Source organism: Pantoea sp. 22096 (assembly GCF_052045955.1).
Taxonomy (GTDB): domain Bacteria; phylum Pseudomonadota; class Gammaproteobacteria; order Enterobacterales; family Enterobacteriaceae; genus Pantoea; species Pantoea alfalfae.
Genome location: NZ_JBQEPW010000001.1, coordinates 172,503 through 186,517, shown reverse-complemented (window position 1 = coordinate 186,517; position 14,015 = coordinate 172,503). Strand labels below are relative to the sequence as shown.

At 53.9% G+C, this 14,015-nt stretch carries 13 protein-coding genes, 2 tRNA genes and 2 other RNA genes; 11 read left to right on the top strand and 6 right to left on the bottom strand.

The window, feature by feature from the left end:
* Positions 1-6 precede the first annotated feature (6 nt).
* The 5 genes from ACTJKZ_RS00865 (at position 7) to ACTJKZ_RS00845 (ending at position 1,327) form a co-directional block, all read left to right on the top strand.
* Positions 7-82 (top strand) — tRNA-Val (locus ACTJKZ_RS00865).
* A gap of 4 nt (positions 83-86) precedes the next feature.
* Positions 87-162 (top strand) — tRNA-Lys (locus ACTJKZ_RS00860).
* Positions 163-205: 43 nt separating this feature from the next.
* Positions 206-338, top strand: a non-coding RNA gene (locus tag ACTJKZ_RS00855) — RtT sRNA.
* Positions 339-381: 43 nt separating this feature from the next.
* Positions 382-514: non-coding RNA, RtT sRNA (locus ACTJKZ_RS00850), on the top strand.
* Positions 515-985: 471 nt separating this feature from the next.
* Positions 986-1,327 (top strand): FlxA-like family protein, encoded by a 342-nt coding sequence (locus ACTJKZ_RS00845; protein WP_222925460.1) that lies wholly within the window; start codon positions 986-988, stop codon positions 1,325-1,327.
* On the opposite strand, the gene ACTJKZ_RS00840 is transcribed toward ACTJKZ_RS00845, so the two are convergent.
* Positions 1,324-2,244, bottom strand: a complete 921-nt coding sequence (locus ACTJKZ_RS00840; protein WP_253419582.1) for a LysR family transcriptional regulator — start codon at positions 2,242-2,244, stop codon at positions 1,324-1,326. The two genes, ACTJKZ_RS00845 and ACTJKZ_RS00840, sit on opposite strands and share 4 nt — an antisense overlap.
* A 95-nt stretch (positions 2,245-2,339) precedes the next feature.
* Between ACTJKZ_RS00840 and ACTJKZ_RS00835 the strand changes: the two genes are divergently transcribed.
* Positions 2,340-3,350, top strand: coding sequence for a bile acid:sodium symporter family protein (locus tag ACTJKZ_RS00835; protein WP_222925157.1), 1,011 nt, complete (start codon positions 2,340-2,342; stop codon positions 3,348-3,350).
* Positions 3,351-3,377: 27 nt separating this feature from the next.
* Here ACTJKZ_RS00835 and ACTJKZ_RS00830 read toward each other — a convergent pair whose 3' ends face one another.
* The 3 genes from ACTJKZ_RS00830 to zipA form a co-directional block, all read right to left on the bottom strand.
* The gene (locus ACTJKZ_RS00830; protein WP_003848878.1) at positions 3,378-3,596 is read right to left on the bottom strand and encodes a DUF3820 family protein; all 219 of its coding nucleotides are present in this window, start codon (positions 3,594-3,596) and stop codon (positions 3,378-3,380) included.
* 1 nt (position 3,597) lies between these two features.
* Positions 3,598-5,616, bottom strand: coding sequence for an NAD-dependent DNA ligase LigA (ligA, locus tag ACTJKZ_RS00825; protein ID WP_440829093.1), 2,019 nt, complete (start codon positions 5,614-5,616; stop codon positions 3,598-3,600).
* A gap of 75 nt (positions 5,617-5,691) precedes the next feature.
* Positions 5,692-6,681: a cell division protein ZipA gene (gene zipA / locus ACTJKZ_RS00820; protein WP_161735105.1), complete on the bottom strand. Its 990-nt coding sequence runs from the start codon at positions 6,679-6,681 to the stop codon at positions 5,692-5,694.
* Positions 6,682-6,899: 218 nt separating this feature from the next.
* Between zipA and cysZ the strand changes: the two genes are divergently transcribed.
* From cysZ to crr, 5 genes are all read left to right on the top strand, one after another.
* Entirely contained in the window at positions 6,900-7,667 is a 768-nt protein-coding gene (cysZ, locus tag ACTJKZ_RS00815) for a sulfate transporter CysZ (RefSeq protein ID WP_161735108.1), read from the top strand.
* A gap of 141 nt (positions 7,668-7,808) precedes the next feature.
* On the top strand, positions 7,809-8,777 hold the full coding sequence (gene cysK / locus ACTJKZ_RS00810) for a cysteine synthase A (RefSeq protein WP_033733457.1): 969 nt from the start codon (positions 7,809-7,811) through the stop codon (positions 8,775-8,777).
* A 387-nt stretch (positions 8,778-9,164) separates the two neighbouring features.
* Positions 9,165-9,422: a phosphocarrier protein Hpr gene (ptsH, locus tag ACTJKZ_RS00805; RefSeq protein WP_003848868.1), complete on the top strand. Its 258-nt coding sequence runs from the start codon at positions 9,165-9,167 to the stop codon at positions 9,420-9,422.
* Between the two features lie 161 nt (positions 9,423-9,583).
* The gene (gene ptsI / locus ACTJKZ_RS00800; RefSeq protein WP_440829092.1) at positions 9,584-11,311 is read left to right on the top strand and encodes a phosphoenolpyruvate-protein phosphotransferase PtsI; all 1,728 of its coding nucleotides are present in this window, start codon (positions 9,584-9,586) and stop codon (positions 11,309-11,311) included.
* Positions 11,312-11,353: 42 nt separating this feature from the next.
* Entirely contained in the window at positions 11,354-11,854 is a 501-nt protein-coding gene (crr, locus tag ACTJKZ_RS00795) for a PTS glucose transporter subunit IIA (protein ID WP_069728735.1), read from the top strand.
* A 61-nt stretch (positions 11,855-11,915) separates the two neighbouring features.
* On the opposite strand, the gene ACTJKZ_RS00790 is transcribed toward crr, so the two are convergent.
* Together ACTJKZ_RS00790 and ACTJKZ_RS00785 are read right to left on the bottom strand one after the other, a co-directional pair.
* Positions 11,916-13,256: an ATP-binding protein gene (locus ACTJKZ_RS00790; protein WP_161735114.1), complete on the bottom strand. Its 1,341-nt coding sequence runs from the start codon at positions 13,254-13,256 to the stop codon at positions 11,916-11,918.
* Positions 13,253-13,933 (bottom strand): response regulator transcription factor, encoded by a 681-nt coding sequence (locus ACTJKZ_RS00785; RefSeq protein WP_161735117.1) that lies wholly within the window; start codon positions 13,931-13,933, stop codon positions 13,253-13,255. Before ACTJKZ_RS00785 ends, ACTJKZ_RS00790 begins: the two co-directional genes overlap by 4 nt.
* Positions 13,934-14,015: the final 82 nt, after the last annotated feature.

The window sequence follows — 14,015 nt, the reverse complement described above, 5'->3', positions numbered from 1 at the left end:
CGAAGTGGGTGATTAGCTCAGTTGGTAGAGCATCTCCCTTACAAGGAGGGGGTCGGCGGTTCGAACCCGTCATCACCCACCACTTCGGGTCGTTAGCTCAGTTGGTAGAGCAGTTGACTTTTAATCAATTGGTCGCAGGTTCGAATCCTGCACGACCCACCAATTCAGAATAAAGCGCCTTTCAGGCGCTTTTTTCGTTTCCGGAGCACGGACTTCACCGTGCAGGATGAGAACCTGCTGCAGGTTCGACTGAATCGCTATGCGATTCAGGCTGATGCGACAGCATCACCCGGAGGGCGAGGCCCGGATGGGCCGAGGCTATCCTGCACGACCCACCAATTCAGAATAAAGCGCCTTTAAGGCGCTTTTTTCGTTTCCGGGGCACGGACTTTACCGTGCAGGATGAGAACCTGCTGCAGGTTCGACTGAATCGCTATGCGATTCAGGCTGATGCGACAGCATCACCCGGAGGGCGAGGCCCGGATGGGCCGAGGCTATCCTGCACGACCCACCAATTCAGAATAAAGCGCCTTTCAGGCGCTTTATTCGTTTCTGCTGCACTGACTTAAGCATGACTTAAATCTGAGCTGCCCTTTTCTGCGACTTCAGTCTTTAAAAAAGCGTGCTGGCTCAGGGAGCACAGACCTTTTGCAAAGACGCAAAAACGCCATCCATGGCAGGCTCAGCGCGGGCGATTACGCACCTCATCCCTGAGGTGCGCCCGCAGACGGGCCAACGCTTTGCGTTGTTCAAAAACGCTCCTGGCGTTTTGTCCCTGTCCCGCGATGCTTCGCTACAGGCCTGCGCTCCCCTCGCTTTAAACTTATCTGCTGTCTGTTAGCCCTTTCTGCTGCCTGTTTTTTCTGCTGCACTGACATTGGCGTAACCGATAAGCTCTCACCTTTTCGCAACCTTAACAATTTCAGATCTCAAGTCGTTTCGCAGCGTGCCGATAACGTATGTGACGACTTACAGGGAGAAAATGATGTCTTCAATTTCCGGAATTTTAAGCGGTGCGGTCAGTAATGGTGACAGCGGCAACGGCAGTGTGGCCTCGCAGGTCGCTGCGCTGAATAAACAGATTCAGGGTGTGTTAACGCAGGTTAAGGAGCTGGCTGACAATAAAGAACTGACTGACGAACAGAAGTCTGAGATGCAGCAGATGTACCAGTCACAAATCACCATGCTGCAGGCACAGATTGCGCAGCTGGAACAGAAACAGGCTGAGCAGGATCAGCCAAAAAGTGACAGTGCGCCCGCCAGTGAGATCAAAGCGGACGGGATTAACCGCCCTACCGATACTAACAAAGTTGATGTTTATATTTAAAATGCCGGTTTAACCGCGCGTTGTTGCGCCAGCAGCGCCGCCTGCTGGCGCACTTCCTGCCATATGGCTTCTGCGGCAGGCGTCAGCGAACGGTTTTTCCGTTTGATTAGCGTCAGGCTACGATTGATTTCCGGATAGAGACGCCGCACCGTGAGTGCGCGATCCGCCGGTAAGGGTAACGCCAGCGCGGGCAGAATACTGATGCCGATTCCCACCTGTACCATCGGGAACAGCGTGGCGGGATGACCAATCTCCTGCACGACTTCAGCCCTGATATTCTGCTGCTGCATTGCCGCATCAATCAAAACCCGACTGCCGGACGCGTAATCCTGCAATACCATAGTGCGGCCATCCAGCATCGCCCATTCAGCCCTTTCCACCTTCGCCAGCGGATCATCCTCGCGACATAACAGCAGGAAAGGCTCATCCAGAATCGCAATGCTATCGAAATCGCTGTCGCTGAGTGGCCCAATCACGATTCCGAAATCGACTTCGGCGTTACGCACACTTTGCAGCACCCATTGCTGGGCGCGATCGTGCAGGATGACTTTGATATCGGGGAAATGGTGCTGACTGGCGGCAAGACATTGCGGCATCAGGTGCGCGGAAATAGTCTGGCTGGCGGCGACTCTGACGGTGCCACTGCGCTGCTCGCCAAAACTGCGGATATCCAGCAATGTGGTATGAACCTCCTCCAGCAGGCGCTCCATGCGTGATGCCAGCTGTTTGCCCGCCTCCGTCAGCATCACCTCACGCGTGGTGCGATCCAGCAACCGCACGCCGGTTTCCGCCTCCAGCTCTTTAATACTGTGGCTCACCGCCGACTGACTCAGACCTATCGCCTGCCCTGCCTGACTGAAACCACCGTAGTGGGCCACCGCAATAAAGGTACGAAGCTGACGCAGGGTGTAATTCATCAATTTCGCTCATAGATTAATTCAATAAATCAATTTTATTTCTAAAACTACTTGTCGCACAATCGCGCTATTGAAAAATTTACCGGATTTTAACAATGGGCTTTTTAAAACTCGATCCGATGATGGTTAAACTCATCATCACCGTGCTGCTGGCCTCCTTCCTGCCAGCGAAAGGAATCTACGTCGATATCTTCAGCTACCTTGCGACGGCAGCGATAGCGCTGTTGTTCTTTATGCACGGTGCCAAACTTTCGCGTGAAAAGATCATCGCAGGCAGCAGTCACTGGCAACTGCATCTGTGGATTATGTTCAGCACCTTCGTGCTGTTTCCGGCGCTGGGTCTGCTGCTGGTGTGGTGGCATCCGGTTGATGTCGGTCCGGAAATTTATACCGGCTTTATCTACCTTTGTATCCTGCCGGCTACCGTCCAGTCTGCCATCGCATTTACCTCAATGGCGGGCGGTAACGTCGCAGCAGCGGTATGTAGCGCCTCGGCGTCGAGCCTGCTGGGTGTGTTTATTTCGCCGTTGCTGGTGAACCTGGTGATGGATATTCACAGCAGCGCCCCGAGTGATGGTCTGGAGCAGATCGGCAAGATTATGTTGCAACTGATGGTGCCTTTCATTCTGGGTCACCTCTCCCGTCGCTGGATTGGTGGCTGGATTGAGAAACACCGCAGCCTGATTGGTAAAACTGACCAGACTTCGATTCTGCTGGTAGTCTATTCCGCCTTCAGTGAAGCCGTGGTGAACGGCATCTGGCATCGCGTTGGCCTGATTACGCTGCTGTGGATTGTGGCGGGGTCCATCATCCTGCTGACTGCCGTGCTGATTATCAACCTGCTGGCCTCGCGCCTGTTCCGCTTTAAACGCGCCGATGAGATTGTGGTGCTGTTTTGTGGTTCGAAGAAGAGTCTGGCGAATGGCGTGCCGATGGCGAACATTTTGTTCCCGGCCAGTACCGTGGGAATTATTGTGCTGCCGCTGATGATTTTCCATCAGGTACAGCTGATGGTCTGCTCGTTTATCGCCGGACGCTACAAGAGGACCAATGAGAAACAGCAGGTTCTGAAGGTTAAGGATTCGGTGATGGAGTCACAGAAGTAAAACCATTGCCCGCCTGCGCGGGCACGATTACTTACGGGTCTGGAGCGGTTTAACTAATCCCTCCAGACCTTCTATTTTTATCGTAAGGGTCAGTTGCATCAAGTCCCCCAGCAACCCGGACGGGAAGTCGCCACTGCGGGCAAACCACAGCAGGTAAGGCTCAGGCAGATCGATCAGCATACGCCCTTTATATTTGCCAAACGGCATAGGCGTATTGGCTATCGCCACCAGCTGATGTTCATCCATCTCAGGCACCCAGCAGACGGATCATTTCCGCTTCATCAATCACTTCAATGCCCAGCTCCTGTGCTTTCGCCAGCTTTGAACCGGCCGCTTCACCGGCAATCAGCAGATCGGTTTTCTTCGATACGCTGCCGCTGACTTTTGCACCCAGCGCGATAAGCTGCGCTTTGACATCATCGCGGTTCATCTGCGACAGCGAACCGGTCAGCACCACGGTTTTACCGGCGAACGGACTGTCGATCTCTTCGGCTTTCACCACCACCACCTGCGGCCAGTGAATGCCAATCTCTTCGGTCAGCTGACGAATAACCTCACGGTTGCTCTCCTCTTCCATGAAGTTACGCACGTGTGCGGCAACGACTTTGCCGACATCCGGCACGGCAATCAGCGCCTCAAGGTCGGCATCCATCACTTTTTGCAGCTCACCAAAATGGTTAGCCAGATTGGCGGCGGTGGCTTCACCCACTTCGCGAATGCCCAGCGCATAGAGAAAACGAGCCAGCGTGGTCGACTTCGCTTTCTCCAGCGCATCGACAACGTTTTGCGCCGATTTCGGCCCCATGCGATCCAGTCCGGTCAGCTTGCCCGCCGTAAGACGGAACAGATCGGCGGGCGTATTGACGTACTCTTTCTCCACCAGCTGGTCGATAATCTTATCGCCCATACCGTCAACATCCAGCGCCCGACGCGAGACAAAATGCTTCAGTGCCTCTTTGCGTTGCGCACCGCAGATCAGACCGCCGGTGCAGCGCGTGACCGACTCCCCTTCGACCCGCTCCACCTCGGAACCACAGACCGGGCAATGGGCAGGAAAGACCACTTCACGCGTCTCTTCAGGGCGCTCAGCAATCACCACGTTGACCACCTGCGGGATTACATCACCGGCGCGGCGAATCACGACCCGATCTCCGATGCGTAATCCCAGCCGCTCGATTTCATCCGCATTATGCAGCGTGGCATTGCTGACGATAACGCCTGCGACTTGCACCGGCTCAAGGCGAGCCACCGGTGTGATCGCACCCGTGCGGCCAACCTGAAATTCGACGTCACGTACCCAGGTCAGCTGTTCCTGTGCCGGGAATTTAAAAGCAATCGCCCAGCGCGGCGCGCGCGCAACAAACCCCAACTGCTCCTGCAGAGCCTGTGAATCTACTTTGATTACGACACCATCAATATCAAAACCCAGGTTCGGACGCTGTTGCTCAATATCTCGATAGAATGCCAGGGCCTCTTCGGCGTTATGCACCAGCTTAATGCGGTCGCTAACCGGCAGGCCCCAGGCTTTGAACTGTTGCAGACGCCCCATGTGACTGTGCGGCATCTCCCCGCCTTCCAGCAGGCCAAAACCGTAGCAGAAGAAGGTCAGTGGACGTTTAGCGGTAATGCGCGGATCAAGCTGACGCAGAGAACCTGCTGCTGCGTTACGCGGGTTAGCAAAGACTTTGCCGTCAGTGCGTCGCGCTTCCTCATTCAGCTTTTCGAAGCCGCGCTGCGTCATAAATATTTCGCCGCGTACTTCCAGCCGGGCCGGAATGTTGTCGCCTTTTAGCCGTAGCGGGATAGCGCGAATGGTACGAACATTGGCGGTAATGTTCTCGCCGGTCGTGCCGTCACCGCGCGTCGCAGCCCGAACAAGCAGGCCATTTTCATACATCAGGCTGACTGCAGCGCCATCAAGCTTGAGTTCGCAGCAGTAAGTAATGTCGTCACTGCTTTTCAGCCGATCCTGCACCCGCTTGTTGAAGGCCATGAACGTGGCTTCATCAAAGGCGTTATCCAGCGACAGCATCGGCACCTCATGGCGGACCTGCTCGAATACCGTCAGCGGCGCAGCGCCCACACGTTGCGTTGGCGAGTCCGGGGTGATGAGATCGGGATGGTCCTCTTCCAGTTGACGCAGTTCGCGCATCAGACGATCATATTCAGCATCCGGTACTTCCGGCGCATCCATGACGTGATAGAGATATTCGTGATGGCGCAACGTGGTGCGCAGTTCGGTGATGTGATCCTGGACGGATTTCATATAGCCCCATCAGATAAAAAACCCCCGACAGGCGGGGGTTTGTTTTAACAATTCAGATAGCGGTTAGCGCAGAGCTCAGACACCAACCACATCGCGAATACGCGCTTTGTAGGTTTCCAGCTTCTGCGGCGTCATCATACGACGCTCATCATCCAGCACGACACCGCCAACGTCGTCAGCGATACGCTGTGCCGACTGCAGCATCAGCTTGAAGTTCTGATTCGCATCACCATAAGAAGGCACCATCATAAAGATAGAGATGCCTGGCGTGCTGAAATCGGTCATCAGGTCAGGGTTGAACGAGCCCGGCTTAACCATGTTAGCCAGACTGAACAGAACCGGCCCGCTGCCTGCCGGACTCAGATGACGATGGAAAATGTTCATTTCACCAAACTGGAAGCCCGCCTGCAGGATACCCTGCAGTAATGCCTCACCGTTCAGCTCACCGCCCGAATGGGCTGCAACATGCAGTACCAGTACCGCTTCTTTCGGTTTTTCCGCTGGCGCTTTCGCTGCAGGCGCGGGAGCCGGTGTCACTTCTGGCTGTGGCTCAGGTTCAGCCTGGTACTGCGGAGCGGGCTGGACAGATTCCAGCGGATCGAGATCCAGCAGCGGGTCAGCCTGGACTGGCGGCGCGACAAAAGTCGGCGCTGGCTGCTGACGAGCCGGTTCAGAGCGCGGCTGCGGAGCAGGCTGCGGTGCCGTGTTGAAAAGCGGATCGCTTTCTGGTTCAGGTTGCGGTGCGGGTCGTGGCGCAGGCTGACGCACAGGCTCAGCAGGCGCTTGCTTACGCGGCGCTTCTGGCTGTGGCTCACGAATCTCATCGAATCGCGGTTCCTGATGTGTGCTGCGATCAGAACGAACGCGAACCTCGCCGACGCCGTCGTCTTCGTCGTCAATCAGGTCCTGCTCATCATGTTCTTCACGTTGTTTCAGACGTTTGTGCGGGCGATCGCGGAACACTGACGAACGCTCTTTACGGCTGGTCCACAGCCCGTGAAGAAGGAGCGCTATAATGGCGATCGCGCCAACAACGATTAATATCAGACGCAAATCCTGCATCATTGTATTCTCTGTTGTTCCAATACCTTGCCACCGCGGCAAACTTTATCCTCTAACTGTATTTGCCCTGCTACACAAGTGCAAGTCTGTGCACTATTTTCTGACAAATAAGATAGGCAACCCACGCTTTTTCGCTGTTTTTTTACCCAAACGGCACCTGGACTGGAAAAAAAGCCAGGTTATAGTGGGCGCGCCTCAACACTTTCAGGAGAAATGGCTTTATGGCCCTTGAGAATTCGGTCTCAGATTTTAACGGCATGCACTACTTTAGCCAGGGCTGGAAACTGGTCCGTCTGCCTGGCATTCGCCGCTTTGTAGTGATGCCACTGCTGATTAACATGATCATGCTCGGTGGCGCATTTGTCTGGCTGTTTTATCGTCTCGGTGACTGGATCCCGCGCCTGATGGCCCATATTCCGGATTGGCTGCAGTGGCTGAGCTATCTGTTGTGGCCGCTGTCGGTGATTGCGATTGTGTTGGTGTTCAGCTACTTCTTCTCGACGCTGGCAAACCTGATTGCCGCCCCTTTCTGCGGTCTGCTGGCCGAGCAGCTCGAAGGACGCCTGACCGGTAAGCCTCTGCCCGACAGCGGCTGGGCAGGAATGCTTAAAGATGTGCCGCGCATCATGAAGCGCGAGATGCAAAAACTGGGCTATTACCTGCCCCGCGCGCTGGGACTGTTGCTGCTCTACTTTATTCCTGGCTTTGGTCAGACGGTTGCCCCGGTGCTGTGGTTCCTGTTCAGTGCCTGGATGTTATCCATCCAGTATTGCGACTATCCGTTTGACAACCACAAAGTGCCGTTTCAGCAGATGCGAAACGCCCTGCGTCGGCACAAAACAGCCAATATGCAGTTTGGCGCACTCACCAGCCTGTTCACGATGATTCCGATTCTGAACCTCGTGATTATGCCGGTTGCCGTTTGCGGTGCCACCGCCATGTGGGTCGATCGCTACCGACCGCAGCTGGCGCGCAGTGAGGTGCGTTAAACTTATCAGCGCGCCTTATGCTCTTTTTTGCAGGGCTTATTGCCGGGGGACATATAGATATACGATTTCTTTCCTTCCGCCCCCTGGCAGAACAGGTATGCTCATAGGGTTCCCAATAATTCATACAGTTAAGGGCAGGCTATGAGTAAGATCTATGAAGACAACTCTTTGACAATTGGTCATACGCCGCTGGTTCGACTGAACCGCATCGGTAACGGCCGCATTCTTGCGAAAGTTGAATCCCGTAACCCGAGCTTCAGCATCAAATGTCGTATCGGTGCCAATATGATTTGGGACGCAGAGAAACGCGGTATTCTGAAACCCGGCATTGAGCTGGTTGAACCGACCAGCGGTAACACCGGTATCGCCCTGGCCTACGTTGCCGCTGCGCGCGGTTATAAACTCACGCTGACCATGCCCGAAACCATGTCGGTGGAACGTCGTAAACTGCTGAAAGCGCTGGGCGCGAAGCTGGTTCTGACCGAAGGTGCTAAAGGCATGAAAGGTGCCATCGGCAAAGCGGAAGAGATTGTCGCCAGCGACCCGGACAAATATGTGCTGCTGCAGCAGTTCAGCAACCCGGCTAACCCGGAAATCCATGAAAAGACCACCGGCCCGGAAATCTGGGAAGATACCGATGGCGAAGTGGATGTCTTTATTGCGGGTGTCGGCACAGGCGGAACGCTGACCGGCGTGAGTCGCTACATCAAAAACACCAAAGGCAAAAAAGATCTGATTACTGTCGCGGTTGAGCCGACCGATTCGCCAGTGATTGCGCAGGCGCTGGCGGGTGAAGAGATCAAACCCGGCCCGCATAAAATTCAGGGTATTGGTGCCGGCTTTATTCCGGGCAATCTGGAACTGAACCTGGTTGACCGCGTGGTGGCCATTACCAATGAAGAAGCGATCAGCACGGCGCGCAGGCTGATGGAAGAAGAAGGTATCCTGGCCGGTATCTCATCCGGTGCTGCTGTCGCCGCCGCGCTGAAGCTGCAGGAAGACGAAACCTTCGCCAACAAAAACATCGTGGTGATTCTGCCCTCCTCTGGCGAACGCTATCTGAGTACCGCGCTGTTCGCCGATCTCTTCACTGAAAAAGAGCTGCAGTAGCCGGAGCCGATAGTCTGAAAATGTCGAAAAAAGCACCCATCCGGGTGCTTTTTTGTGGTGCAGATCTCACTTTCATCACCCGGCAGATTGATTTCAGTGATGCCGATCTGGTATTCAGACTGCCAATTATTTCGATGCCTGAAATTAATCCGCGCTTGAAGTGGATCAAGCTGAATCGATTTACGGATTCAGTGAAACGGCGAATCACGGCATAATTAACCGGTGACGTGTAGAATCGGTTTTGAGACGCAACGGATTGTAGATTTGACGCATGCGCGTCTTTGGTCAGCATGAAGCTATACCCGCGCACCTACACAGGCTAAAGTGAAGGCTCCAGGCTAGACTTTAGATCCATAACACTCATCCTGATAACGTTGGGGAAATAGAATGTTCCAGCAAGAAGTTACCATTACTGCACCAAACGGTCTGCATACTCGCCCAGCTGCGCAATTCGTTAAAGAAGCCAAAGCTTTCCAGTCAGAAATCACCGTAACCTCTAACGGTAAATCAGCGAGCGCGAAAAGCCTGTTCAAACTGCAGACGCTGGGTTTAACCCAGGGAACGGTTGTGACTCTTTCCGCGGAAGGTGAAGACGAACAGAAAGCAGTTGAGCATCTGGTCAAACTGATGGCTGAACTGGAGTAATCTCCGCTCAGCTCGCCAGCCAATCGACTCCTCTGCGCCATTGAGTGCAAACATCTTGATCGCGGACAATCTGTCCGCGTTATTGCTTTCGTAGAGTACGTGTCCCGCGACAATGGCACCGCAAAGAGTCCCATCAGCCATCGTGATTAAAAGGTAGCGTTATGATTTCAGGCATTTTAGCATCACCAGGTATCGCTTTCGGCAAAGCACTGCTGCTGAAAGAAGACGAGATCGTCATCAACCGCAAGAAAATTTCTGATGATCAGGTTGAGCAGGAAGTTCAGCGCTTCCTCGATGGCCGCAGCAAAGCGGCATTACAACTGGAAGCGATTCGCGTCAAAGCGGGTGAAACCCTCGGTGAAGAGAAAGCAGCCATCTTCGAAGGCCACATCATGTTGCTGGAAGATGAAGAGCTGGAGCAGGAAATCATCGACCTGATCAAAAAAGATCACGCGACTGCTGATGCTGCTGCTTACTCGGTCATTGATGGCCAGGCGAAAGCACTGGAAGAATTAGATGACGAATATCTGAAAGAGCGTGCGGCTGACGTGCGTGACATCGGTAAGCGTCTGCTGCAAAACATCCTCGGTCTGCACATCGTCGACCTGAGCGCTATTCCGGACGAATCTATTCTGGTGGCCAAAGATTTAACGCCGTCAGAAACCGCACAGCTGAACCTGAAAAAGGTGCTGGGCTTTATCACTGATCTGGGCGGCCGTACCTCACATACCTCAATCATGGCGCGCTCGCTGGAAATCCCGGCCATTGTCGGCACCGGCAATGTAACCGTCACGGTTAAAAACGGCGATTTCCTGATCCTGGATGGCGTTAACAATGCGATTCATGTCAATCCTTCCGAAGCGATTCAGGAAGAACTGAAAGCCGTACAGAATCAGTATCTGTCCGAAAAACATGAATTAGCCAAGCTGAAAGATCTGCCAGCCGTGACGCTGGATGGCCATCAGGTTGAAGTCTGTGCCAACATCGGTACTGTGCGCGATATCGCCGGTGCGGAGCGTAACGGCGCGGAAGGCGTAGGTCTCTACCGCACCGAATTCCTGTTCATGGATCGCGACTCTCTCCCAAGTGAAGAAGAGCAGTTCCAGGCGTATAAAGCCGTTGCTGAAGCGATGGGCTCACAGGCGGTTATCGTGCGCACCATGGATATCGGCGGTGACAAAGATCTGCCTTACATGAACCTGCCAAAAGAAGAGAACCCGTTCCTCGGCTGGCGTGCTATCCGTATCGCGATGGACCGCAAAGAGATTCTGCATGCACAGCTGCGTGCCATCCTGCGCGCCTCCTCCTTCGGTAAACTGCGCATCATGTTCCCGATGATCATTTCGGTTGAAGAAGTACGCAGCCTGAAAGCGGAACTGGAACTGCTTAAAGCGCAGTTGCGTGATGAAGGTAAACCCTTTGATGAAAGCATTGAAGTCGGCATCATGGTAGAGACCCCGGCTTCAGCCGTCATTGCCCATCATCTGGCGAAAGAAGTCGACTTCTTCAGTATTGGGACAAACGATCTGACGCAGTATACTCTGGCGGTCGATCGTGGTAATGATTTGATCTCGCACCTGTACAACCCAATGACGCCGTCTGTGCTTAACTTAATCAAGCAAGTCATTGATGCATCTCACGCTGAAGGTAAATGGACCGGCATGTGTGGTGAGCTGGCAGGTGATGAACGTGCTACACTACTGTTACTGGGAATGGGGCTGGACGAGTTCAGCATGAGTGCCATTTCTATCCCTGGCATCAAAAAAATCATTCGTAATACTAATTTTGAAGATGCGAAGGCATTGGCAGAGCAGGCACTGGCTCAACCGACAGCGGAAGACTTAATGAACCTGGTTAACAAGTTCATTAAGGAAAAAACGCTCTGCTAACCTGCATGATGCTGGCCCCAAATTACTGCTTAGGAGAAGATCATGGGTTTGTTTTCTAAACTTTTTGGCGAAAAAACGGATAGCGCTGGGACAATCGACATCGTAGCGCCTCTGTCGGGCGAAATCGTGAACATTGAAGACGTACCAGATGTGGTGTTTGCAGAAAAAATCGTGGGCGACGGTATTGCGATCAAACCCAGCGGCAACAAAATGGTTGCGCCTGTTGATGGCACTATCGGCAAGATTTTTGAAACCAATCACGCTTTTTCGATCGAATCAGACAACGGCATTGAGCTGTTCGTCCATTTTGGTATCGATACGGTTGAACTGAAAGGTGAAGGCTTCAAACGCATCGCTGAAGAAGGCCAGAAGGTCAAAAAAGGCGACGTGGTTATTGAGTTCGATCTGCCGTTGCTGGAAGAGAAAGCAAAATCAACCCTGACACCGGTTGTCATCTCCAACATGGATGAAATCAAGGAATTGATTAAGCTGTCTGGTCAGGTCACCGTCGGCGAAACGCCGGTGATTCGCATCAAAAAGTAAGCATTCGTATATAACATAACGGCACCTGCGGGTGCCGTTATCGTTTCTGCGGTACAGGTTTTCAGGGCTGCCAGTGCGGCAGACGCAGCGTCAGTTCAAGTCCGCCCTCTGGCCGGTTCCGCGCCTCAACTTCACCATGATGCGCCAGCACCACTTTACGCACAATAGCCAGTCCCAGACCATAACCTTTACCCATCAGCGGCGAATTTACCCGCACAAACGGGTCAAAAATGCTGGAGAGTTTCTCCTCATCGACACCTGGCCCCTGATCGCGTACCTGAATCGCCAGCCACTGCTGTTCAGCGCGTAAGTCGACCTCAATCCGCTGCCCTGGCAAAGAGAAGCGCAGCGCGTTGCGTAAGACGTTCTCGATCCCGCGCCGTATCAGCTCCGCATTGCCCCGCACGGTGTAGTCGCCCCGCTCGTCAACCTTTAACTCCACCTGTACACCAGGGATCTGTGCTTCATAGCGGACATCGGTGATGACCGCCTCCAGCAAACCGGTCAGGTCAAAATATTGCTCATCCGGGATGCTTTCATGTTCAGCTCGCGACAGCGTCAGCAGTTCACCGATCATTTTGTCCAGCCGCCGCGCCTCTTCATCAATGCGATCAAGCGAACTGTTTACGCTTTCTGGCGTCTGTCTGGCGAGTCCGGTCGCCAGTTGCAGCCGCGCCAGTGGTGAACGAAGCTCATGTGAGATATCGTGCAGCAGCTCTTCACGGGCGCGCACCAGGGTATCAAGCCGCTCAACCATGGCATCAAACGCTTCAGCGACATTTGAAATCTCGTCGTGCCGCTTTCGCATAATCGGGAACAGACGCACGCTTAAATCACCCTCGGCGACGCGGGAAAATCCCTCCCTCAACTGACGCATGGGCCGCGTCAGATTCCAGGCCAGCAGCAGACTGAACAGCAACCCCACCGACCCGGCGAAGACAAACATCGGCTCGGGGATATTCAGAAATTTCCGCGGCATCATGTTCTGTTTGCTGTTCATGCGCATGCCATCCAGGTCGTAGCGCAGCTGATATTCTTTTCCATCCGCGCCGTGTACCCGGCGCACCACCTCTTCAGGAAGACGGCCTCTGAAATCCAGGTTGCCGCTGTCCTGTGATTGTAGCGGTTTAGTCTGCTGCGTGACGTGAAAGAACTGACGGTCAGTTTCATCCCAGTCCGACAGCATCGCATTCAGCTCATCAGGCCCGCCCCGCTCCAGTACCGATGCAGCAGAGGTCATCTGCAGATCCACAATGCGACGGATAGCCATAATTTCAGGCGGTTCATGCCGTTTACCGGAGAGCGAAAAACCGAGCCAGATAAGCTGGCTCATGATGATAAAAACGAGCCAGAAGCCGATAAAGATCTTCCAGAACATGCGTCCGCGGTAACTCTGTTTCATCGAATACGGTAACCGATGCTGCGAACAGTTTCGATATTGATGCTGTCAGCGGTCAGTGCGCTGAGTTTCTGACGGATGTTGCTGATGTGCACATCAACGCTGCGGTCATAGGCTTCACGCGGACGGCCCAGCCCCTTTTCAGAGAGCTCATCTTTTGACACGACCCTGTCCGGCGCGCGCAGCAGCAAATCCAGCAGATTAAATTCTGATGCTGTCAGATCAAATGTTTTACCCTGCCATTCACTCATGCGGGTGGCAGGATTAAGCGTCAGGCCTCCCCAGCGCAGCGGCTCTTTGGCATCCGGCTGCGGTACCTGCTCCTCGAAACGGCGCAATACCGCGCGCAGGCGGGCGACCAGTTCACGGGGATAACAGGGTTTAGGCATATAGTCATCCGCCCCCATCTCAAGGCCGATCACGCGATCAATATTATCGCCTTTGGCAGTCAGCATGATCACCGGTATCCGGCTGTTCTGGCGCACCTGACGCAACACATCGATGCCACTCATGTCGGGCAGCATAATATCCAGAATCATGGCAGTGAAATCGCCAGAGAGCGCGCCCTGAATTCCGGCGCTGCCGGTCAGCACCAACTGGGCATCGAACCCTTCAGCGATCAGGTACTGGCTTAGCATCGTGCCCAATTCGACATCATCATCAACAAGCAAAATTTTCATGGTTATCTCTCTCTGGAATTGGCGCTATTTTGTCCTGTGCCGGGCATTCGCGCAGCCTGATTTACGCGATCCTTACAGATTC

Excerpts from the sequence above, each read along its gene's own strand:
- ACTJKZ_RS00845 (WP_222925460.1), top strand. The coding sequence starts at position 986 with ATGTCTTCAATTTCCGGAATTTTAAGCGGTGCGGTCAGTAATGGTGAC.
- ACTJKZ_RS00840 (WP_253419582.1), bottom strand. The coding sequence starts at position 2,244 with ATGAATTACACCCTGCGTCAGCTTCGTACCTTTATTGCGGTGGCCCAC.
- ACTJKZ_RS00835 (WP_222925157.1), top strand. The coding sequence starts at position 2,340 with ATGGGCTTTTTAAAACTCGATCCGATGATGGTTAAACTCATCATCACC.
- ACTJKZ_RS00830 (WP_003848878.1), bottom strand. The coding sequence starts at position 3,596 with ATGGATGAACATCAGCTGGTGGCGATAGCCAATACGCCTATGCCGTTT.
- ligA (WP_440829093.1), bottom strand. The coding sequence starts at position 5,616 with ATGAAATCCGTCCAGGATCACATCACCGAACTGCGCACCACGTTGCGC.
- zipA (WP_161735105.1), bottom strand. The coding sequence starts at position 6,681 with ATGATGCAGGATTTGCGTCTGATATTAATCGTTGTTGGCGCGATCGCC.
- cysZ (WP_161735108.1), top strand. The coding sequence starts at position 6,900 with ATGGCCCTTGAGAATTCGGTCTCAGATTTTAACGGCATGCACTACTTT.
- cysK (WP_033733457.1), top strand. The coding sequence starts at position 7,809 with ATGAGTAAGATCTATGAAGACAACTCTTTGACAATTGGTCATACGCCG.
- ptsH (WP_003848868.1), top strand. The coding sequence starts at position 9,165 with ATGTTCCAGCAAGAAGTTACCATTACTGCACCAAACGGTCTGCATACT.
- ptsI (WP_440829092.1), top strand. The coding sequence starts at position 9,584 with ATGATTTCAGGCATTTTAGCATCACCAGGTATCGCTTTCGGCAAAGCA.
- crr (WP_069728735.1), top strand. The coding sequence starts at position 11,354 with ATGGGTTTGTTTTCTAAACTTTTTGGCGAAAAAACGGATAGCGCTGGG.
- ACTJKZ_RS00790 (WP_161735114.1), bottom strand. The coding sequence starts at position 13,256 with ATGAAACAGAGTTACCGCGGACGCATGTTCTGGAAGATCTTTATCGGC.
- ACTJKZ_RS00785 (WP_161735117.1), bottom strand. The coding sequence starts at position 13,933 with ATGAAAATTTTGCTTGTTGATGATGATGTCGAATTGGGCACGATGCTA.